Here is a 21,506-nt window from a genome sequence, read left to right on the forward strand (position 1 = left end):
TCAGATGCTTTTGAAATAATCGAACGGCTCAAGGCATTGCGCGCAGCGCCACGAGGCCTTGCACGGTGTCGAGCCGAACTGGCTGACCCGCTCCGTGTTTTGCGACCCGCAACGCGGACAAACGACGTTCATGACCTTGAGTGCCCCGACGCAGGCGGCGGTGCCCTCGATCGGCGGCGCGATGCCGTAGGCGCTGAGCTTGTCGCGGCCTTCGGCGCTGATCCAGGCGGTCGTCCACGCCGGCGACAGCTGCCGCTTCAGGGCAATCTTCTCAATTCCATGTTGACGCAGCTTCCGGCCGATCTCGAAATTGATCACGCTGGTGGCGGGACATCCCGAATAGGTCGGCGTGACGGTGACCTCAAGCATCTCGCCGTTCCAGGCAACGTTCCGGATGATTCCCAGGTCGACCAGAGAAATGACCGGGATTTCCGGGTCCGGAACTTCCGCCAGCCAGGACCAGATCTGGTCCATGGGATAATTCGCCCTGCCTTGGCCGGTGCCGGGTTCACTCATCGTGCGCCCCTACCACTGCGCGCCGGGGTAAGAGCGCTGCAGGAACTGCATCTCGGCCAGGATGTAGCCGAGATGCTCGCTATGCACGCCACGCTTGCTGCCCTTGTGGGCGAACGTCGTTTCCGGCGTCTTCAACGCTGCGTCGAGCAGCGCCCTGCCCACCGTGGCATCCCACGCGGGGCGCAGGCTCCCGGGGGCCGGCGCAATTCCGGTGTCGGCAAGCTCGTCATCGACGCTGTCGGCAAGAAACATCTCGCCGGTATATGGCCACAGAACGTCCAGGGCGCACTGCATGCGCTGATGGCTTTCCGGGGTTCCGTCACCCAGGCGGACCACCAGGTCGACACTTCGCTCCAGATGGTAGGCTGCTTCCTTGGAGGCTTTCTCGGCGATCTCGGCGACGCGATGTTCAGACGATGTCTTCAGGGCAATGAGCAAGGGATAGTGCCAGGCATCGAACAGGAACTGCCGCATGACCGTGCGGCCAAAATCCCCGTTCGGCTGTTCGACCAGCAACAGGTTTCGATAGGCTGAGGCGTCCCTCAGATAAGCCAGATCGTCGGCACTGCGGCCTCGGCCCTCCGCATCGGCGGCGAGCCCAAGCCAAAGCTGTGCCTGGCCGATCAGGTCAAGCGCGGTGTTGGCCAGTGCGATATCTTCCTCCAATGCCGGGGCGTGGCCACACCATTCGGAATTGCGGTGCGCCAGTATCAGGCATGTATCGCCCATGCGCAGGGCGAACTCCGCGATCCCCGACCTGGCTGTTGGAACACTCATCACATGTGCCCCACTTCATCCGGCACGTCGAAGAATGTCGGGTGGCGATAGACCTTGGAATTCGCGGGGTCGAAGAGCGGGCCCTTGTCCGACGGCGCGGACGCAACGATATCCGTGGAGCGCACCACCCAGATGCTCACGCCCTCGTTGCGGCGCGTGTAGACATCTCGAGCATTGTGGATCGCCATTTCAGCGTCAGGCGCATGAAGGCTCCCGACATGCCGGTGGTTCAGGCCATGCTGACCTCGGATGAAGACCTCCCACAGGGGCCATTCGCTGGACATAGGATGCCTCTTTTATCTGGCTGCCGTGGTAACTCGCTATTCCGCAGCTACCGGCATCGCCGCCTTGCGCGCGGCCGCCTTTTTCGCGTAGGCGGTCAATCCGTCGCGGAACCAGGCGCCTTCGTTCCAGGCCGTTTGCCTGGCTTCAAGCCGCTCACGGTTGCAGGGCCCGTTGCCGGCGATGATCTCGAAAAATTCGCTCCAGTCCGGCTGGCCGAAATCATGGCCGCCCTTTTCCTCGTTCCACTTCAATTCCGGATCGGGAACGGTTAGGCCGAGGAACTTCGCCTGCGGCACGGTCTGGTCGACGAATTTCTGGCGCAAATCGTCGTTGGAATCCTGCTTTATGTTCCAGGCCATCGATTGCGCGGAATGGACGGACGCATCGTCGGAAGGACCGAACATCATCAGCGATGGCCACCACCAGCGGTTCAACGCGTCCTGCGCCATCGCCTTCTGATCTTCGGTGCCGCGGCACAAAACGTTCATGATATCGAAGCCTTGCCGCTGATGAAAACTCTCCTCCTTGCAGATGCGCACCATGGCGCGCGCGTAAGGCCCATAGGAGCAGCGCTGCAGCGGCACCTGGTTCATGATCGCGGCGCCGTCGACCAGCCAGCCGATCGCGCCGATGTCGGCCCAGCTCAGCGTTGGGTAGTTGAAGATCGAGGAATACTTGGCCTTGCCCGAATGCAGTTGCTCGTACATCTCGTCGCGGCTGATGCCGAGCGTCTCGGCGGCGCAGTAGAGGTAGAGGCCATGGCCCGCCTCGTCCTGCACCTTGGCCAGAAGGATCGCCTTGCGCTCCAGCGTCGGCGCACGAGTGATCCAGTTGCCCTCGGGGAGCTGGCCGACAATCTCGGAGTGCGCGTGCTGGCTGATCTGGCGGATCAGCGTCTTGCGGTAGCCTTCCGGCATCCACTCTTTCGGCTCGATCTTCTGGCCATCGTCGATGCGCTCCTGAAAGGCGCGCTCGACCGGATCCATCTCATCCAGCGACTTCACCTTGGCCGCATCGGTCTTCACCATCCGCGCATACATGACCGTCTCCTTCCCAGCCGGCGCGTCAGGCACTCGAGGACCAAGGGTTGTTCCTGTCCGACACCAGGCATCGTGCAGACTGCATAACGCAGCGCGCCGCCGCGATTGCGCCGCATCAACGCGGCGAGATCATCCGCCCGAACAGCAGGGATAGCACCGGCATGCCGGCCGATTGGCATACGCAAGGCATCGCAGATGAAGGCTTCAGGCATCAACCTCCTCCAAGGCCTTTCGGTTTATATTAACCGACCGGTCGGTCATATATAGCACTGCGTGGTCGTTTCGGACAAGGTACTGTCGGACTTTTTTGAGTGAGCTTCGATCTGTGCCCGCGCAATCGCCAGAATTGGGCATGGAGACAGGCGCTGCTCTCGGCCAGGCCTATGCTGGGGAGGCACCGGGCAGGCCGCTCGTCGGCCGTTGCGGCGCACGTCCTCCTTGAACGCAAAAAGGGAGGCCGAGGCCTCCCTTCTGCCGGATTCGAGGGCGCGGCTATTTGCGCAGGTTGGTCCAGATCTTGTTGTAGATCTCGACAACATCAGGCGGGCACGGCGGAACGAACTCAGCCGCCGGCGCACCCGCGGGCGGATTGATTTCCGGTGAGCTGGCGAAATCCGGTGGCAGGAATTTGTGGCTGCCGGTAATGCCGTTGTCGTAGCCCGCGAATTCCGAGATCAGCGCCGCGTTTTCCGGAGCCATGACGAAATCCTGGAAAAGCTTGGCGTTCTCAAGGTTCTTGGCGCCTTTCAGCACCGCGACATTGTCCATCCAGCCTTCGATGCCTTCCTTGGTGTAGGCATATTTGATGGCCGGGATTTTCTGACGCGCACGGTAGGTTGCGCCATTCCAGGCTTGCGAGACGATGACATCGCCGGATGTCATCTTGGTGATGGTGTCGTAGCTGAAGGTTTTCCAGGACGGCTTGGCCGCCATCAGGATGTCGTTGACCTTTTTCAGCGCAGCCTTGTCGGCGCCGCAGCGCGGCACGCCGGCGTAGCGTTCGGCCGCATGCATGACGGAGTTCACATCGTCGAGCATGTTGATCTGGCCCTTCAACTCGTCCGGCGGATTGAACAGGATCGCCAGCGTATTGATGTCACCCTTGTATTTGTCCGTGTTGACTTCGAATGTCGTGGTGCCGAACTGCCATGGCACCGTGTAGTGGCGGCCGCTGTCCCAGTAGACGTTGACGAAGCGCGGGTCGAGATTCTTGCCGTTCGGCATCGCATTGGGCTCGGTCTTTTCGAGCAGCCCTTCGTCGATCATGATCTTCACGGTGTAGTCCGAGGGCACGACGATGTCGTAGCCGGAATTGCCAGCGCGTACCTTCGACAGCATGGTCTCGTTGGAGTCATAGTCGTCCAGCGTGACCTTGATGTTGTACTGCTTCTCGAATTTCTCGACCAGTTTGGGGTTGGTATAGTCGCCCCAATTGTAGATATGCAGCTCGCCGTCGGCGAGCGCCGGCACAGCCCACAAGAGTGCCGCCGTCGAAACGGCGGCCATAAATTTCCTAGACATCATGTTCTCCTTTGCCTTCCCATTGTTATTCAGTTGGCGCGTCGGCGCGCGATCAGGAACGATACCGAGACGAACAGGATCGAGACCAGCAGCAAGATGGTGGAGATGGCATTGATCTCCGGTGTCATCGGTCGCCTGATCTGGTTCCAGATGTAGAGAGGCAGCGTCGTCTGTCCTGGACCGGCAACGAGCTGGGTGATGGTGAAATCGTCGAAGGATACGATGAAGGCCAGCGCCCCACCCGACAGGATGCCGGGGACCAGCAGCGGCAGCGTTATGCGCCGGAAGGCGTTCCACGGCGTCGCGTAGAGATCGGCCGCGGCGAATTCCAGAGTGAGATCCATGTCCTGGAGGCGCGCCCGGATCGGCATGTAGGCGAAAGGAATGCAAAAGACGGTGTGGGCAAGGATCAGATTGCCGATACCGAAATTCAGCCCGAACACGCCGGCGATCAAGGCGAAGAAAGACAGGGTCGCCACCGCCGTGATGATCTCGGGCACCATCAGCGGCAGGTTGATGACCATGAACGCGGCCGGGAGACCGCGCCACGGCTTGACCCGGGTCATGCCGATCGCCGCAAGCGTGGCGCAGATCGTCGACACGATGGTCGCCGTCACCGATATGATCAGCGTATTTTCAGCGGCGTTGTGGAACTCCACGTTACGCAGCGCACTGCCGTACCAGTTGAAGCCGACGCCCTCCCAATGGGTGATGAGCGAACCGGTGTTCAGCGAAAAGATCATCAGGATCAGGATCGGTACGTAAAGCACGGCAACGCATATGATGGCGATCACTCGGAACCCTGGCTGGTCCTTGATGTCGACTGTGCGGGGATCAGCCATGTTGGATCTTTCCCGACGTGTTGCGAACGTAGAAGTAGAGTGCCACCAGAACAGCGGCCATCAGGATCAGCGCCTGGGCGCAGCCGAGTGGCCAGTTGCGCCCGGACCCGAATTGCTGGGCGATGAGATCGCCGATCATCAGGTGGATGCCGCCGCCAAGGATCAGCGGTGTCACATAGGCGCCGAGAGCCGGAATGAAGACGAGCAGGCAGCCCGCGATGATGCCCGGTAGGGACAGAGGAATGATCACACGCCGAAGAACCTGCCTGCGTGTCGCGTAGAGGTCGCTGGCGGCCTCGACCAACCGGAAATCCATCTTCTCCAGGCTGGCATAGAGCGGCAGGATCATGAACGGCAGGAATGAGTACAGCAGGCCCAGTTGAATGGCGAAGTTGGTGTAGAGCATGGTGATCGGCTTCTCGATCACGCCAAGCCCCATCAGCAGGTTGTTGATGAGGCCTTCGTCGCGGATGATAAACATGATGGCCAGCGTGCGCACCAAAAGGTTCGACCAGAACGGGATGGTGATCAACAGCACCCACCAGTTGCGCTGTGCCGGTGTTCGCGTCGCCATGAAATAGGCGGTTGGAAAGCCAAGCAGAAGACAGATGACTGTCGTCACCACGGCGAACAGAAACGAGCGCAGATAGATGATCAGGAAATCCGGCGTGAACTGCAGCGTGTTGTCAAAAATATCCTGCTGGAAAAGGAAGTTCAGATAGGCATCCGTTGAAAATTTCCATTGTACGCCACCATAGGGCGCCGCCTCGAGAAACGAATAGACAAGGATGATCAACAGCGGCAGAACGCCGAAAATTCCGATCACGACGAGAGCCGGGAGTGAAAGCAGCCGGTTGCGCCTGGCGCTTGTTTTCTCGGCCTTGGCCTCGAAAAACGCGGCTTGGGAAAGCGTCATCGTCATATCAGTCCCTCAGTATCCGCGCGCCGTCGTCCTCAAACACGATGCCCACCCTTGCGCCCGGCTGGAACGTCCCCGCACCGGAGCGGCTGTTCTGGTGGCGCACGATGAAGTTGTCACCGCCGTCGAGCGTCACGTGGTAGTGGGTGTCCGTGCCGAAGTAGACGACATTGGCCAAGGTCCCGGCGACCGTGCCCCTTGCCGCATCGTCAACCAGGTCCGCATGCTCCGGCCGCACCACGACCGTCACTTCGCCGGATGGGTCTAATTCTTCCGGGAACCCCGCCGCGATGGTGGCGTCGGAAGCGATCTTCACGGTCGCGACACCGGATTTCTTTGATACGATGGTGCCCTTGAGGAAATTCGTCTCACCGATGAAGTCGGCGACGAAACGCTCGGCCGGCCGATCGTAGATGTCGCGGGGCGAGCCGACCTGCAGGATCTTGCCCGACGACATCACCGCGATGCGGTCCGACATCGTCAGCGCCTCTTCCTGGTCGTGGGTGACGAAGATGAAGGTGATGCCGGTCTCGTTCTGCAGACGCTTCAGCTCGATCTGCATGTCCTTGCGCAGCTTGTAGTCGAGCGCCGACAGCGGCTCGTCGAGCAGCAGCACCTTGGGCTGCGGCGCCAGCGCCCGGGCCAGCGCCACGCGCTGCTGCTGGCCGCCGGAAATCTGGCTGGTGCGGCGCGCCGCCAACGCCTCCATCTTCACCAGCTTCAGCATCTCGGCGACACGCGCCTTGATCTCCGCCTTCGGCTTGCCCAGCATTTCCAGGCCGAAACCGATATTCTCCGCCACCGTCATGTGCGGGAACAGCGCGTAGGACTGGAACACGGTGTTGACCGGCCGCTTGAACGGCGGCAGCACGGCGATGTCCTGGCCATGGAGCAGGATTTCGCCAGCGCTTGGAAAGTCGAAGCCGGCGATCAGCCTGAGCAGTGTCGTCTTTCCACACCCGGAAGGCCCGAGCAGCGTGAAGAACTCGTTCTCGCGGATCGACACCGAAACCGTGTCGAGGGCGGCGACTTGCGTCTCACCGGTGCCGAACACCTTGCGGACGCCACGAACTTCAATTGCATTCTTACCCGGTTGATCCGGCACGATTACCCCATTGTCTGGCCTGCCCTTCAAGGCAGGTTCGATTGTTGATTGATTGCGAAGATCACGCCGGGGCGCCACGTGCCCATTGCTGACGGCACGCGCATCCACGGTGCCATTGGTCGACTGAAGGTTCATCCGACATCCTTCTTTGCAGTCCGAACGCAGCCAAGCGTGGATAAAAAATTAGCGCAACCTAAAAAACGCAAAACTATTGTTTTCTGGCGTCGTAATTAGCTTCCCCCTAATCCGCATGGGGCTATTCCGCGGCCAACGCCGTGACCTCGCGACGGAAGGGCAGTGCATCGCCGATATCCGATTCATCGAGTTCTCGGGCAAAGCGATGGCCGGCGTAGGTTGCCCAGGCAATCGGGCCCGGCGCCTCGGCGTCGCCGATGACCCTGACCGAGCGAATACCGTTGGCCGCCCACTCGCCTTGCCGCGCCTTCAGTTCGCGCCAGACCCCGTCGTCCTGCTGGCGCGACGTTACCAGCACCACGGCGTCCGCGGCGATGTCGCGTCCGGTTCCGGCATAGGCACAGGCAGTGGCAACGCCTCCCGGCACAATGCGCTTCACAATCCGGTTCAACACGATCTCTACGCCGAGTTCAGCCAGCCGGCGGTGGATGGCACCCTGCTCCAGAGTGTTGCGGGTCCAGTCCGACACATAGGCGGATGGCGTCACCAAAGTCACCTTCGCACCCTGACGGACCAGGAGTTCGGCCAGGACGCCGCCCATGTAGTAGTGGTCGTCGTCGAACAGCACGATATTGCCGGACGGCACATTGCCGCCCATCAAATCGTCGGGCGTGTAGACCGGCATGGCTGGATCCACCGGGATGGGCACGACATGGGCTCGCGCCACGCCGTCACGCCGCCAGGTCGAGCCGGTGGCAATGGCGATGTTCTGAAAGCCGAAAGCCAGGATGTCCCCTGCCGACAAACGGCTTTCGAAATAGACATCGACATTGGACATCTGGCTGATCTGGTACTGGCGGTAGTCGCGCACGCGACCCCATGCGGAGAGGCCCGGCAAGCGGCACTCGCGCGCCACGCGGCCGCCAAGTTCGGTGCCGGCCTCGGCAATGGCCACCTGATAGCCGCGCAGGCCAAGCGCGCGGGCGGCCTCCAGCCCGGCGGGGCCGGCGCCGACGACCAGCACGCTGTCGCTGTCGCCCTTGGCCTGCATCCTTTCCGGATGCCAGCCCTTGCGCCACTCCTCCATGAAGGTCGGGTTCTGCGTGCAGCGCGAGATCGACATGGTCATGTCGCCGGTGATGCAGATGTTGCAGCCGATGCATTCGCGGATGTCCTCGATGCGCCCCTCTTCCACCTTCTTCGGCAGGAAGGGATCGGCGATCGACGGGCGCGCGCAGCCGATGAAATCAAGCGTGCCGGACCTGATCATCCTGACCATCACATCCGGCGACGTGAAACGGCCGACGCCGACGACCGGCTTCGAGGTCAGCTTCTTGATGCCGGATACGAGGCTCTCCTGCGCGCCCTCCTCCTTGAAGCGCGATGGCCCGGAACAGTCCTCCCACGCGCCATGCGCCAGATCCCAGAGGTCGGGCAGGTCGGCGTGCATCTCGATCATGTCGCGCACCTCGGAATTGGCGAAGCCAAGCTCGCCGATCATCTCGTCCAACGACAGCCGCAGCGTCAGGCCGCAGGTGTCGCCAATGGCGTCCCGTCCCTCTTCGATCAATTCGCGCATCAGCCGCGAACGGTTTTCGAGCGAACCGCCATATTCGTCGGTGCGCTGGTTGGTGGCCGTGGACAGGAAGTGCTGGATGATGCCGAAGCCATGCGCACCGTAGAGACACACGAGGTCGAAGCCCGCCAGCCTGGCACGTTTGAAAGCGTTGCGGTGCCAGCGGCGCAGGTCGCGGATATCCTGCTTGTCCATGGCGCGCGCCTGGACCGGATCATTGGTGAAGGTGCGGATCGGCAAGGCCGACGGTCCGCGCGGCACTTCCTTGGTGTAGAGGTTCGGGCCGTTGATGCCTGAATAGGCGAGCTGGATGCCGGCCAGCGCGCCATGCTGGTGCATGGCCTTGGCCATTCTCGCCAACGCCGGGATATCGGCGTCGTCCCACAGCCTGAGCTCGATGAAGGGTGTGATCTCCGAGGTGTGGTGCATCTCGGTCTGCTCGGTGAAGATGACGCCCCAGCCGCCCTCCGACTTTATCCGGCGCATTTCGGCCGCGGCCGAAGGATCACGGTAGCCGCCGCCATTGCAATGCGGAACCTGGTAGAAGCGGTTCTTGGCAGTCACCGGACCGATCTTCATGGGCTCGAACAGAATGTCATAGCGGGGATCGCGCATGTAACTTTCCTTCCTGCCATCATCGCCTTGCGGCATGCCCGAACATGGTTTTCGATCCACGGCACAAGCCGGTCGGCCCAACACCATCGGGAATGATGACGAGAGACCACTCATAGGCTGAGGCACGCGCCGGAAAACTACAGATTTCTTCTGTACCGATTAGGACGTGCCTAACCGGCCCTGTCGCCCGGGTTAGCATCCGGCGAATCCCGGCTGAGCCAAATGCGACTTCAAGGGCGCGGCCGCGCGATGCTAGATAGCGCGCGGCCAACGAGGCATGAGACGCATGGAAAGCATCCAGATTCTAGAAAAGCTGATCGCATTCCCGACGGTGAGCCGCGACTCGAATCTCGATCTCATCTCATATGTGGCCGATGTCCTCGACAGACATGGCGTTGCTTGCCAGATCATCCAGAGCCCGGATGGTCAAAAGGCCAACCTCTTTGCCACCATCGGACCGACCGAAACGTCCGGTATCATGCTGTCCGGCCACACCGACGTGGTTCCCATTGAAGGACAGAACTGGACCTTGCCCCCCTTCGAGATGACCGCGCGCGACGGCAGGCTTTACGGACGCGGCGCGGCCGACATGAAGGGCTTCGCCGCCTGCGCGCTGGCCGCGTGCGTGAAGGCCACGAAGATAACGCTGCGGACGCCGTTGCATCTGGCACTCTCCTATGACGAAGAGATCGGCTGCATCGGTGTGCGCAGCCTGGTCGACATGCTGCAGGCCGCCCCGCAACGGCCATTGCTTTGTATCGTCGGCGAGCCGACCGACATGCAGGTGGCGACGGGACACAAGGGCAAGCTTGCCGCACGCGCCATCTGCAAGGGACGCGAAGGTCATTCGGCGCTGGCCCCGCTGGCGCTCAACGCCATCCATCTCGGCTGCGACTTCGTCGCCGCCTTGCGCCGGGAGCAGGACCGGCTGGCGCGCGATGGCGCCCGCGACGGCGACTACGACATTCCCTACACGACCGTGCATGTCGGCAAGATGAACGCCGGCGTTGCGTTGAACATCGTGCCGAACCTCTGTCAGGTCGACTTCGAGATCCGCAATATCGCGGCCGACGATCCGCATGAAATCCTCGACCGCCTGCGCGATGAGGCCGCGCGCCTTGCGGGGGAAGCTTCGACCATCGCGCCCGAGGCGGCGATCGAGATCGACATCACCAATACCTATCCAGGCCTGGACACGCCAGCCAGTTCGCAGGCCGTCGCTTTCGTCAAATCGCTGACCGGCGCCAACAATACCATCAAGGTCGCCTTCGGCACGGAAGGCGGCCTGTTCAGCCGTGATCTCGGCACGCCGACGGTCGTGTGCGGACCGGGATCGATGGCGCAGGGACACAAGCCGGACGAATTCGTCAGCGTCGAGCAAATGCGCCGCTGCGACGACATGCTGGAGAAATTGCTGCAGCGGCTTTGCGACGACCAGCTTGATACCGAGCAATAGAGCGTATCCGAGTCCGATCGGACGGCTGGTCTGATTTAACCGCTCGACTGCTGTTCCACCGCCCGCCCGGCGCCGAACACCCCTTGCTCAACCACGAAATGCCGGCAATGGTCGATGAAGGCCTGGACGGTTTGCGTCCGATGTTCGGAATTGGGCAAGGCAATGCCCATGGTCAAGGGCCGCAGGTCGCCGGCCAGCGGCACAAAGACAAGCGGCTTGCCGTCCGGCGCCAGCGTGTTGAGCGGCCGCATATTGGCGATGCCGTAGCCGAAGCCGTTCGCCACCATTGAACGCATGACCGCGATGTCGCCGGTGCGCTCGGCAATGTTCGGCCGGATTCCCCGCTGGTGGAACGCCGACAGGAAATATTCGCGACTATAGGGCAAATCGAGAAGCACCATTGGCTCGTTTGCCAGTTCTTCCGTGGTGATCGACGCGTTGCCGGCGAAGCGATGTCCCTCCGGCAGCATGACATAGGCCGGCACCAGCATCAGCGGCTCGAACGTCATGTCCTGCGACAGTTCGAGATCGTAGGTCAACGCGGCATCGATCTCGCCCCGTTGCAGCATCTCCAGCAACTGACTCTGATTGCGCTCGAACTGCCTCAGCCGCACATCCGGATAGGCGCGCTCGAATTTCACGCGCAGGGCCGGCAGAACGATCTGCGCGAAAGTCAGCAGACATCCGATCGCCAGCGGCCCGCGCACTTTCTCGGCGATGTCGCCGGCGATGTCGTGCAGAGCGTCGGCGTCGTTCAGCAAGCGGGCGGCTTCCTTCAGGAAGACGCGACCACCAGCCGTGAGCGAAAGCGCGTGCGAATGCTTGCGAACAAAAAGCTGGACGCCGAACTCGGTCTCCAGCTGAGCGATCGAGGCGGAGATCGATGGCGGGGAAACGTTGACCTGTTCGGCTGCCTTGACGATGGAACCCGCCTCGCCCACGGCGACGAAATATTCCAGCTGTCTGAGCGTGAAGCGTAGCGGCATGGCTGGCTATGTTGCCGGTTTGGGTGGTTCGATCAAGCCTTGGCACCCATCAGTATTTGATCCATGTCGTTTTAAGTGCTGTGTACTTGTCGAGCGCATGCAGCGACAGGTCGCGGCCGAAGCCGGATTGCTTGAAACCGCCGAACGGGGTCATCGGGCTCAACGCGTCGACCGTGTTTACCGAAACCGTGCCGGCATGGAGCCGGCCGGCGATGCGGTGCGCGCGCGACAGGCTGTCGGTCCACAGCGACGCGGCCAGCCCGTATGGACTGTCATTGGCGATACGGATCGCCTCCACCTCGTCGTCGAAGGCGATGACCGAAAGCACCGGTCCGAATATCTCGTCTCGGGCAATCGGATCGGAATGCGCGACATCGTCGAAGATGGTGGGCTGCACGAAGCTGCCGCGCCCGTTGACCGTGACCAGATCGCCGCCCGCAACCAGGCGCGCGGTTTTCTTGCCGGCATCGACAAACCGCATGACATTGGCCGCGTGGCGGGCGTCGACCATGGCGCCCATCTTCGATGCCGGATCGAGGGGATCGCCGGGTTGCGTCGCCGCCGCGCGCCGCACCAGTTTTTCCACGAGCGCATCCTTGATGCCGCGTTGTACGAGCAGTCGTGAATTGGCGGAGCAGACCTCGCCCTGGTTGAAGAAGATGCCAAAGGCCGCCATATCGGCCGCCGCATCGAGATCGGCGCAGTCGGCAAAGACAAGGTTCGGGCTCTTGCCGCCGGTCTCCAGCCAGACCTGCTTCATGTTAGATTGACCGGAATACTGCAGGAACATCTTGCCGACGGCTGTCGAACCGGTGAAGGCAAGACAATCCACATCCATATGGCGGCCAAGCGCCTGGCCGGCGGTTTCGCCAAGGCCGGGCACCACATTGAGCACGCCAGCCGGCAGGCCAGCTTCCATTGCCAGTTCCGCCAGCCGCAGGGCCGACAAGGGCGACTGTTCGGCGGGTTTCAGCACCACCGAATTGCCCGCCGCGAGTGCGGGCGCGCACTTCCAGGTTGCCATGTCGAGCGGGAAATTCCATGGCACCACCGCGCCGACCACGCCCAGCGGCTCGCGCCGCACCAACACCAGATCGCCTTCGCCGGTCGGCGCCACTTCGCCGTAGATCTTGTCGATGGCTTCGCCATACCATTGGAAGATCGACGCCGAGCCGGGAATGTCGACCGAGACGGCATCCCTGACGAGCTTGCCCATGTCGAGCGATTCAAGCAGGGCCAATTCATGCAGGTTGTCGCGCAGCAATTGCGCCAGCCGTAGCAACACCTCCTTGCGATGCGACGGGCTCCTCCGTGACCAGACGCCAGCGTTGAAGCTGCGCCGAGCCGCGGCAACCGCCAGGTCGATGTCTTCTTCGCCGCAAGACGCCACTTCGGCAAGCACTTCGCCGGTTGCCGGATTGACGCTGGCAAAGGTTCGGCCCGAACGCGCCGCAACGGCCTTGCCGTCGATGAACGCCTTATCGCGAAAACGGATCGCCGACGCCTTGCCGATCCAGTCCTTGTGGCTGAGTTCGCTCATTGCGAGTGCTTCCCGACCATGTCTTGCTTATTCATCGCCTGGCACGCCGTAGCTCGGCGCGGCGGATGGGTTTATCGCGCGGGTCACATAGGCATCGAGCTGTGGCTCGTAGATCTTCCAAAGCGTCGCCAACTGCTCGATCGGGCAGTCGTCGGTCCAGTCGCAGCGCAGGTCGGCGACCGGCCAGGCGACCTCGCGCACCAGCTTCATGCCGGCGGAATGGACCGGACCTGCCTCGCCGCCCGCTTTCAGCGCGGCGCGCATGGTCGCGATGAGACGACCGCCCAGATGCCCTTCCGATGCCAGAAAGGCCTCGACCATGGCTTGCGGCACGCCGTCATGGGCCAGCATGTTGCCGCCGCAAGCGACATTGTCCGCACGTGCTTCCGCCCAGATGCCAAGCGCCTTGGGGCCAGAATGAATCGCGGTCGTGCCCGCGGCATCGACAGCCAGCACCTGCCTGTATTCGGGATAGGCGCCGGTGCGCTTCAGTATGGCAACCGCCTCCGTGGCCGAGGCACCACGCGCCAGCAAGTCGAGGCCTCGCAGCCCAAGCGTCGGATCGGTAACGTTCTGGCTGGCAATGGCGCCGACACCGGCCCGCGCATAGGCGCATCGCGCCGCCACGGCTGGAGACGAGGATGACACCGCGACCCCGAACATACCGGTGCGGCCGCACCGCGCGACGACGGAAAAGGTCATGGCGATCAGTCCGGAATGACGGCGGTGCCGTCGATCTCGACCAGCCAGTCCGGCCGCGCCAAGGCCTGCACGACGAGCCCCGTCGAGACGGGATGCACACCTTTGATGTACTCGCCCATGGTGCGGTAGACAGCCTCGCGATGGCGCACGTCGGTGATGTAAACCACCACCTTGACCAGGTGGTCCATGGTGCCGCCGCACTCCTCGATCAGTTGGCGGATGTTCCGCATGACCTTGTGCGTCTGCTCGGCCGGATCATGGCTATCGATGTTCCTGGCCGTGTCGAGATCCTGCGGACACTGGCCACGCAGATAGACTGTTCTGCCGCCTCGCGTAACGACCGCCTGACACAGATCGTTGTCGAGTTTCTGCTCGGGATAGGTGTCCTTGGTGTTGAACTTGCGAATTCTTGTATGCGACATATTGGTCTCCGTCAGAACGCCTCGAGGACATCCGCTGCGCAACTTTTGGCCCGACGTCTTTCCTTCGCGAAGAAGCGCCAGGACAACAGCCTGCATGTCTCGGCCGGATATTCACAGCGTGGACAGGCTTTGAAAGAACAGTCTGTCTCATCGTTGGTAAGGCAGCTCCTAATCATTGGAGAGGCCCCTGAAACGCGAGCGATCCACGGCTTGTCAGGCGTGCCGCTTCACTCGACGGATAGCCAGTTTCTGGGGACCAGCGCCGGCTACGCGACCTTGGTCCCGCGCATCGCATAAGCATGATACGCCAGGTACTTGCGCTGGGTGGAAATGTGGTCCGCCAGGTGCTTGGCGTCGTGCCAGACGCCCCAGATGAAGCTGGAACCCCTGCGCGACTGCCACGGCAATCCCAGGAAATAGATTCCAGGCTCGACCGACACACCGCGCTGATGCCTCGGCTTGCCTTTCTCGTCGAACACATCGACCTCCAGCCACCTGTAATCGACGGTAAATCCCGTCGCCCATATGATCGAGGCTATTCCCGCCTCGGCGAGGTTCAACTCAAGAATGGGATCGGTCACGCATTGCGGATCCGGCCCGATCCTGCGGGCATCGGGCTCTTCCGGAAGGTCAAGGCCATTGCGGGCGACATAGGCGTCGGCTTCGTCCAGCACCGACATGTAATTGGCATCGCCACGGGCAATATTCCTGCCGAGATCCGGCGCGAACGTCATGGCACCCTCCTTGTATAACTGCGTCCGGCCAACAAGCATCATCCCTTGCGCGGCAAGACGCCGGAAGTCGATCGTCTCGCCGCCACGCGCACCGCTCACCGCGATGGTGACATGTTCCGTGCCAGGCGCCGGCGCCTGGGCGTCCCACTTGCCGAGAACCCCCAGCCACCAGCAGAAGTCGCGCCCCCGATAGGCCCGTGGCGGGCGATCGTGCGGTCCGACGGAAAGGTAGACGCGCCTTCCGGCTCGTTGGAGTTCGTCGGCGATCTGCACTCCCGAGGACCCCGAACCGACCACCAGCACCGCACCCTCAGGCAGTTGGCCGGGATTGCGATAGGCGGTGGAGTGGATCTGCATGAGCCCGGCATCGCCGGGAACGATGGCCGGGATGATGGGATGTTGGAATGCTCCGGTGGCGGCAACCACGTTGCTGGCCTCGATGACGCCATCCGAGGTTTCGACATGGAAGCCTGGACGGCCGACAAGCCGATGCACTTTGTTCACTGCCACGCCGCAGCGGATGGGGGCGGCGATCATTTCGGCGTAGGCGACAAAATAGTCCGCGACCTTCTCCTTGGAGACAAAGGCGTCGGGGCCGGCGTCGGGAAACTCCATGCCCGGAAAGCGATCGTGCCAGGCAGGACCATTGGCGACAAGCGAGTCCCATCTCTCGGAGCGCCAGCGCTCGGCGATACGCTGCCGCTCGAGCACGAGATGCGGCACGCCGCAGTTGCTCAGATGCTCGCTCATGGCCAATCCCGCCTGGCCGGCGCCGACGACGAGCGTGTTCACTTTTTCAACCGGCATTTCAGCGTCCTTTCTGGCGCCCCCGAGAATCTCCGCAGGCGGGCGACGGGTTCAGCGGCTGGTTTACTGGAGGGAGCGGATAGCGAAAATTATGATTTCATGTGGCAATGGTTAGCCTGTCCCTAAATACTGGCATGCATTGCCGGCTATATGGAACACAGTCCCAAGCGTCTGGAAGATAGCCAGGTTTCAGCTTCGAAGGCGCAAACCCGCGACTGCGATCAGGGGTGTTCTCGGCTATAGACCATCTTGCCGCCCACGATCGTGGCTACGACGTGTATCTCGTGGAGCCGATCCGCATTCACTTCGAGCGGGTTTGCCGACAGGACGATCATGTCGGCCAACTTGCCGACCGTGATGCTGCCTTCATCAAGATCCCGATGTCCCGCATGCGCCGCTCCAAGGGTGTAGGCATGCAAGCCCTCCTCAACGGAGATTCGCTGCGCGGGCACCCAGCCAGCTTCGGGATCGTGGTCCAGGCTCTGGCGCAGCACTGCGTTCCTGATCCCGATCAAGGGGTTCAGGTCGACGATTGGCCAGTCCGTGCCGAAGGCCGTGGCGGCGCCGGCATCGAGCATCGAGCGAATGGGAAAGGCACGAGGAAGACTGTTCGAACCGACGCGCTTTTCCCAAACCCCCGGCATGCCCAACCACTGATCCTTGGGGTAGATCATGGCCGGCTGGAAGCTGGCGATCGCACCGATTTCCGAGAAGCGGGCGATGTCGGACGCGGCCGGGATTTCGTTGTGCTCGACACGCGGGCGAAGCGTCAACGAGCGCTCGCGATCGGCCTGGTAGGCGTCGAGCGCCAATGCGATGGCGCCGGTGCCAATGGCATGGGTCCAAACCTGGAATCCGTTCTCCTGCGCCTTTTTCACCGCATCGACATAGGCCTCCCGGTTCCACAGAAGAATCCCTCGTTCCTCCGGCTTGTCGGCATAACCATCCGGCATGTAGCCCGTATGGGATTCCAGCACGCCGTCGAGGAAGAACTTCGCCACGCGAAAATCGAGGAAACCATCATGGTAACGTTGCCGGTCCTCGATCATCTGGCCGAGCAGCCCACCCTCGAACGAAGGGGGATCACATATGGTCGAAAGGGTGAAACGCAGCGTCAGATCGTCGGCATCGCGCATCTCCGCCAGAAGCGAAAACATCTCGTTGTCGAAGCCGGCGCTTTGGACCCGCGTAATGCCATAGCCATTCGCCTCGCGAATGGCGCCCTCGAGGGCCACACGAATTTCGTCGCGACCGGGCTTGGGAATGTGGCGCTCGATCGCCTGCGTGGCGTGTTCCATCAGCCAGCCGGTCGGCTCGCCATGTTCGTCACGCACGATGATGCCGTTCTCCGGATCCGGCGTGTCACGGGTAATGCCCGCGAGCGCCAGCGCCTTGCTGTTGGCCCATCCGGCATGCGCCATTCCCGAGCGGAAGTACACCGGCCGGTCCGATACGATGTCGTCGAACATCGTCCTGTGAAAATCGCGGCCTTCCAGATCAGGGTAGCCGTAACTGAACTCTTGGCCGACAATCCATGGTTTTTCGGGGTTGGCCTCGGCATAATCTCTTAGCCGGCGCAGCACTTCGGCCATGCTGCGTGCGTCGCGCACGCCGACGTCATTCAAGTAATTGGCGCCCGACAGGAAATGCAGATGGGCGTCGATAAATCCCGGCATGAGGAAGCGACCGTTGAGATCCAAGACCTGACTGGCGTGGTCCAGAAGAGCGCGCAGATCGTCGTTGGTCCCGACGGCGACGACGCGCCCGCCCACGACGCCGACTGCTTGCGCCCACGGCTGCGCCGCATCGATCGTGTAGACCCTACCGTTCAAATACGCCTGCTCCACCCGCATACCCACGACCCCTGACGCCATGCCGCCCGGCAGCAAGAAGCCACCGCATGGTCAGATCAAATATTGACTTGATGGACTCGCTGGCAATGAGCGATTGCCGTCGCATTGCGTCGGATTAACCTAATCCTTGCCGGACCTGTCGTTGTTTCGAGCTCAACAAGCGATGCGGCTTTAGCTGAAGATCGAAGGCAATTCTTCAGGGCCCAGACGGAGCTTTTCCCGAATCGCGGATTCGCGAAATCCGAGTTTAAGCAGAAGGCACTTGCGCTATCGTCATCCAGCCAGCGCAACGTGGCAAGATCGCAGGCTTGTCGTGCAGCCCATTTGTCGGCGCCCGCACCTGCGTGTTTCCGCCAGTCGGCGGCGGCAGCGCGAATCGTCGAGAAGCGCGTTCCCTCAGAACCAAAACCGAGAAGACACCTCATGAATGTGAACGCGCTGCCATTCGACACGGGCGAGATGCTTGCCGGGCTTAGGCCGTGGATCGAATGTGAGAGCCCGACATTCGACGCGGCCGCCGTCGATCGGATGATGGATCTTGCCGCCCACGATCTTGCCGCCGTCGGCGCCGAAATCGAACGCATACCCGGCCGCATGGGCTTCGGCGGATCCGTACGCGCGCGCTTTCCGCACAAGGATTTCGGCAAGCCGGGCGTCCTGATCCTGGGTCACCTTGACACGGTCCATCCTGTTGGCACGCTCGCCGTGCTGCCGTTCCGCATCGACGACGGCAAGTGCTACGGCCCCGGCATCATGGACATGAAAGGCGGAAACTTTGCCGGCTTGGAGGCCTTACGCCGGCTCAAGCTTGCCGGCATCGAGACGCCGTTGCCCGTCACCGTACTGTTCACGCCCGACGAGGAGGTCGGCACGCCGAGCACGCGCGAGCTGGTCGAAATGGAGGCGCGCAAGAACAAATTCGTTCTCGTGCCCGAGCCGGCCCGCCAAGACGGCGGCGCGGTAACGGGACGCTATGCGATCGCACGCTACAATCTGACGACCGAGGGCCGGCCAAGCCATGCCGGCTGGGCGCTTGCCGAAGGCCGCTCGGCGATTGCCGCGATGGCATCGAAGATCCTGGCCATCGAGGCGATGACGACCGCGGATTGCACCTTCAGCGTCGGCGTCATACACGCCGGCCAATGGGTCAACTGCGTCTCGTCGGTCTGCCACGCGGAAGCGTTGAGCATGGCCAAGCGCCAGGAGGACCTCGATGGCGGCATTGCCGCCATGCTGGCGCTTTCCGGTGAGACCAACGACGTCACCTTCAAGGTCACGCGCGGTGTGACGCGGCCGGTCTGGGAACCGGACGCGGGAACGCTGGCGCTCTACGAGGTTGCGCGTGGCATCTGCAAGGAGATCGGATTCGACCTCAGTCATGGAAGCGCCGGCGGCGGTTCGGACGGAAATTTTACCGGAGCTCTGGGCATCCCTACCCTTGATTCCATCGGCGTGCGCGGCAAGGGGCTGCATACGCTGGACGAGCACATCGAGATCGACAGCCTGGTAGAACGCGCGAAACTGATGGCGGGATTGCTGCTAAGGCTTGAATGATGAAAAAGGCCCCGCGCGGTCTGGCCGCGCGGGGTTTAAATCCTTCTTCGCAACAGCAGGTTAGCCGTGTCCAGCCAGTTTGGCGACTTACGGATTTGTAAGCTCGATTTGTAAGCTCTCAGGGCGCCGGGCGCCATCATGCGGCGCCCCCAATGCACGGGTTCGATCCGCAGGGTGCCGAATTGGGATGGATTCTTCCAAACTGCATATTCATCCTCCCTTTCGGCGGCCAAAGATGATGCGGCCTGGAACCGGGTTCGGCGGCCGATGCCGGAAATACCGCGGGAGAATTTCGTTCCGATGCGACGGGCTCACTCTTGCGGGCGAAGGCGTACTGCGCGATCGCCCAAACCGGTTCCCCAGCGCCTGCGTACCTTCAGTTCATGCGGCGGCCGGCAAGATGGTGCCCATTGACTTCCCCTCGTTCTCAGCCGGCGAGCGGTGGGTCCTTTTCCACCGGCTGGGCCTTCCCCATCGCGCGTGCCTTATCCAAGGCGACCTCGATCAGATAGGCCGCGCTGGCCAGGTCGGTCTCCGGTGAGGCTTGCAGGTTCTGTCGAGCTGAACCCGCTTTGGGCTCGCGCGTCGAAAACAGGTTCGCGGCCAGAAGAAATGTCGCGCCAAGCGCCATCGCGACAAGCAGGATGAGCTTGCTCCGCCCAGCCGAGGCGTCGGCTTGCGATTTCAGTTGCTGGACCTGCGTCAGCCAGTCCTGGAACCGTCCTATCTCTTCCGTCGCCTGGCGCGACAGCGCCTTTTCCTGGTCGTCGACGGCGGTATAGGTTGATAGGGATATATCCTTGCGCGCCGCGTCCACCAGGCTTTTGTAATGATCGTATGTCGCACGATAGTCGAGCCGCCGGTCGAGCGCCAAGCTGCCGATAATGATCTGGATAGCCTCTGTCCTGTCCAGCATATTGAGCTGGAACAGCTGGGAGATGATCTGCATGCTGTTTGCGGTGCCCGACGCCAGGCCCGCCGCGCTCATCGCGAAAATCAAGGCGCCTTGCTGCTGGAACAGGATGTATTGCGCCTGCGCATTTTTCACTGTGTCGATTTTCGCGGACAGGTCCTTGGCCCGAAGGTCAAGGGCATTCGAGACATTCTCATAGGGCGTCACGATAAGCTGGGTTCCGACCGAACCGACGATGCTGAGCAGGAACCCGACCAGCAGGGCAATCCGCTTGGCCGACCAGTAGCCGGCGGTGAATATCGGCGGCAATCGCATGGGCGTCATGCACTTCTATCCTTGCGCTGCTTGAGCCTTCTGTTTCTCATCAAGGCGACGGTGCGCTTCATCAAGAGCCGCCTGCAATAGAACGACTGCCTTGTGAATAGAGCCTTGCGAAGCAGCGCCTGGAGGCGCCTCACTCGCACTTGCCAGAGCTTGCACAAAGATGACGCCCGAGCCGGCGACGCCCAGAAGGGCGACGAGCCAAGCCCTGCGGGAAACCTCCGCCAGCAGCAGAAGGAAACCGTTCTCCTGGGGCACCACCGATTTCTCCAGGTTCCAGCGTTCAGAACCGACATGCATGCTGAGATCGGCGGGCAAGTCGTTGGTGGCGGTGTAGGTCTTGAGCGACCAATCGGCGGTTTCGGCCGAGATCAACGTGTCGTAACGTCTCATCGTCTGGTCATAGTCGACCAGACCTGCCGCGGCGACCTGGGCGAAATAGTTCCGCATCGCTTCATGACGGCCGTGTACGGCACGGTTCGTGATTTCCGTGACCGCATTGGCGCCCTGTGGGTTGCGAGAAAAGTCGGCGGGGACGAGATAGACCAGACCATCGAAAGACCGCAGGAGACCGAACAACGTCTGGGCGCTGTGAATGATCTTCAGATGCGCCCACGTTTCGTCGAGGCTTCTGGCGGTCGCCTGAAATCGATCGGCGGCCGGCTGCTCATAGAATTGCGAGGCGATACTTCCAGCGATGCTCAGCAGAAAGCCTACAACGAGAGAGATGCGCCCAGCCGTCAGCCAGTTCCCAAAATGCAACGCCAGGCGCGGTCGACTCATGCATGGTCCCTGGAAGCGTGCCGAAAATCCCTACAACGCATAGAACAAGATACTACGCCGGCCAAGTCGTGGGCAGGAGCTGACAACCGTCACCACTGACAAAC

General features: G+C 62.0%; 19 protein-coding genes. 2 read left to right on the top strand and 17 right to left on the bottom strand.

Annotated elements, in window-relative coordinates; translation table 11 throughout:
* From paaD to ACO07C_RS11950, 9 genes are all read right to left on the bottom strand, one after another.
* Positions 1 to 516 carry a 1,2-phenylacetyl-CoA epoxidase subunit PaaD gene (gene paaD / locus ACO07C_RS11910; RefSeq protein ID WP_421914363.1) on the bottom strand — a complete coding sequence of 172 codons (516 nt, stop codon included), beginning with the start codon at positions 514 to 516 and terminating at the stop codon, positions 1 to 3.
* A 9-nt stretch (positions 517 to 525) separates the two neighbouring features.
* Positions 526 to 1,293 (bottom strand): 1,2-phenylacetyl-CoA epoxidase subunit PaaC, encoded by a 768-nt coding sequence (paaC, locus tag ACO07C_RS11915; RefSeq protein ID WP_421914364.1) that lies wholly within the window; start codon positions 1,291 to 1,293, stop codon positions 526 to 528.
* A complete protein-coding gene (gene paaB, locus ACO07C_RS11920) occupies positions 1,293 to 1,577 on the bottom strand; it encodes a 1,2-phenylacetyl-CoA epoxidase subunit PaaB (RefSeq protein ID WP_421914365.1) in 285 nt (94 codons plus the stop codon). Before paaB ends, paaC begins: the two co-directional genes overlap by 1 nt.
* A 36-nt stretch (positions 1,578 to 1,613) precedes the next feature.
* Positions 1,614 to 2,618, bottom strand: a complete 1,005-nt coding sequence (gene paaA, locus ACO07C_RS11925) for a 1,2-phenylacetyl-CoA epoxidase subunit PaaA (RefSeq protein ID WP_421914366.1) — start codon at positions 2,616 to 2,618, stop codon at positions 1,614 to 1,616.
* Between the two features lie 492 nt (positions 2,619 to 3,110).
* The gene (locus ACO07C_RS11930; RefSeq protein ID WP_421914367.1) at positions 3,111 to 4,139 is read right to left on the bottom strand and encodes an extracellular solute-binding protein; all 1,029 of its coding nucleotides are present in this window, start codon (positions 4,137 to 4,139) and stop codon (positions 3,111 to 3,113) included.
* Between the two features lie 29 nt (positions 4,140 to 4,168).
* Positions 4,169 to 4,981 (bottom strand): ABC transporter permease, encoded by an 813-nt coding sequence (locus tag ACO07C_RS11935; protein ID WP_421914368.1) that lies wholly within the window; start codon positions 4,979 to 4,981, stop codon positions 4,169 to 4,171.
* A complete protein-coding gene (locus ACO07C_RS11940; protein WP_421914369.1) occupies positions 4,974 to 5,903 on the bottom strand; it encodes an ABC transporter permease in 930 nt (309 codons plus the stop codon). The genes ACO07C_RS11935 and ACO07C_RS11940 overlap by 8 nt, the downstream gene beginning before the upstream one ends.
* Position 5,904: 1 nt before the next feature.
* Complete coding sequence (locus tag ACO07C_RS11945) at positions 5,905 to 7,005, bottom strand: ABC transporter ATP-binding protein (protein ID WP_421917506.1); 1,101 nt, start codon at positions 7,003 to 7,005, stop codon at positions 5,905 to 5,907.
* Positions 7,006 to 7,261: 256 nt separating this feature from the next.
* Positions 7,262 to 9,331: an NAD(P)-binding protein gene (locus tag ACO07C_RS11950; RefSeq protein ID WP_421914370.1), complete on the bottom strand. Its 2,070-nt coding sequence runs from the start codon at positions 9,329 to 9,331 to the stop codon at positions 7,262 to 7,264.
* Between the two features lie 286 nt (positions 9,332 to 9,617).
* Between ACO07C_RS11950 and argE the strand changes: the two genes are divergently transcribed.
* A complete protein-coding gene (gene argE / locus ACO07C_RS11955; protein ID WP_421914371.1) occupies positions 9,618 to 10,787 on the top strand; it encodes an acetylornithine deacetylase in 1,170 nt (389 codons plus the stop codon).
* A 35-nt stretch (positions 10,788 to 10,822) separates the two neighbouring features.
* On the opposite strand, the gene ACO07C_RS11960 is transcribed toward argE, so the two are convergent.
* From ACO07C_RS11960 to ACO07C_RS11985, 6 genes are all read right to left on the bottom strand, one after another.
* Positions 10,823 to 11,773 carry a LysR substrate-binding domain-containing protein gene (locus tag ACO07C_RS11960; RefSeq protein ID WP_421914372.1) on the bottom strand — a complete coding sequence of 317 codons (951 nt, stop codon included), beginning with the start codon at positions 11,771 to 11,773 and terminating at the stop codon, positions 10,823 to 10,825.
* Between the two features lie 49 nt (positions 11,774 to 11,822).
* Positions 11,823 to 13,313, bottom strand: a complete 1,491-nt coding sequence (locus tag ACO07C_RS11965; protein WP_421914373.1) for an aldehyde dehydrogenase — start codon at positions 13,311 to 13,313, stop codon at positions 11,823 to 11,825.
* Between the two features lie 27 nt (positions 13,314 to 13,340).
* Positions 13,341 to 14,015, bottom strand: coding sequence for a DUF1028 domain-containing protein (locus ACO07C_RS11970; protein WP_421914374.1), 675 nt, complete (start codon positions 14,013 to 14,015; stop codon positions 13,341 to 13,343).
* A gap of 5 nt (positions 14,016 to 14,020) precedes the next feature.
* Positions 14,021 to 14,437 carry a RidA family protein gene (locus ACO07C_RS11975; protein ID WP_421914375.1) on the bottom strand — a complete coding sequence of 139 codons (417 nt, stop codon included), beginning with the start codon at positions 14,435 to 14,437 and terminating at the stop codon, positions 14,021 to 14,023.
* Positions 14,438 to 14,703: 266 nt separating this feature from the next.
* Entirely contained in the window at positions 14,704 to 15,978 is a 1,275-nt protein-coding gene (locus tag ACO07C_RS11980; RefSeq protein ID WP_421914376.1) for a flavin-containing monooxygenase, read from the bottom strand.
* Between the two features lie 221 nt (positions 15,979 to 16,199).
* Positions 16,200 to 17,831, bottom strand: a complete 1,632-nt coding sequence (locus tag ACO07C_RS11985; RefSeq protein WP_421914377.1) for an amidohydrolase — start codon at positions 17,829 to 17,831, stop codon at positions 16,200 to 16,202.
* A 423-nt stretch (positions 17,832 to 18,254) separates the two neighbouring features.
* On the opposite strand from ACO07C_RS11985, the gene ACO07C_RS11990 reads away from it, so the two are divergent.
* A complete protein-coding gene (locus tag ACO07C_RS11990) occupies positions 18,255 to 19,385 on the top strand; it encodes a M20/M25/M40 family metallo-hydrolase (protein WP_421914378.1) in 1,131 nt (376 codons plus the stop codon).
* 427 nt (positions 19,386 to 19,812) lie between these two features.
* Here ACO07C_RS11990 and ACO07C_RS11995 read toward each other — a convergent pair whose 3' ends face one another.
* On the bottom strand, positions 19,813 to 20,622 hold the full coding sequence (locus tag ACO07C_RS11995; protein ID WP_421914379.1) for a hypothetical protein: 810 nt from the start codon (positions 20,620 to 20,622) through the stop codon (positions 19,813 to 19,815).
* A gap of 6 nt (positions 20,623 to 20,628) precedes the next feature.
* Positions 20,629 to 21,402 (bottom strand): hypothetical protein, encoded by a 774-nt coding sequence (locus ACO07C_RS12000; RefSeq protein ID WP_421914380.1) that lies wholly within the window; start codon positions 21,400 to 21,402, stop codon positions 20,629 to 20,631.
* Positions 21,403 to 21,506: the final 104 nt, after the last annotated feature.

The organism is Mesorhizobium sp. (assembly GCF_965229135.1).
GTDB lineage: Bacteria > Pseudomonadota > Alphaproteobacteria > Rhizobiales > Rhizobiaceae > Mesorhizobium.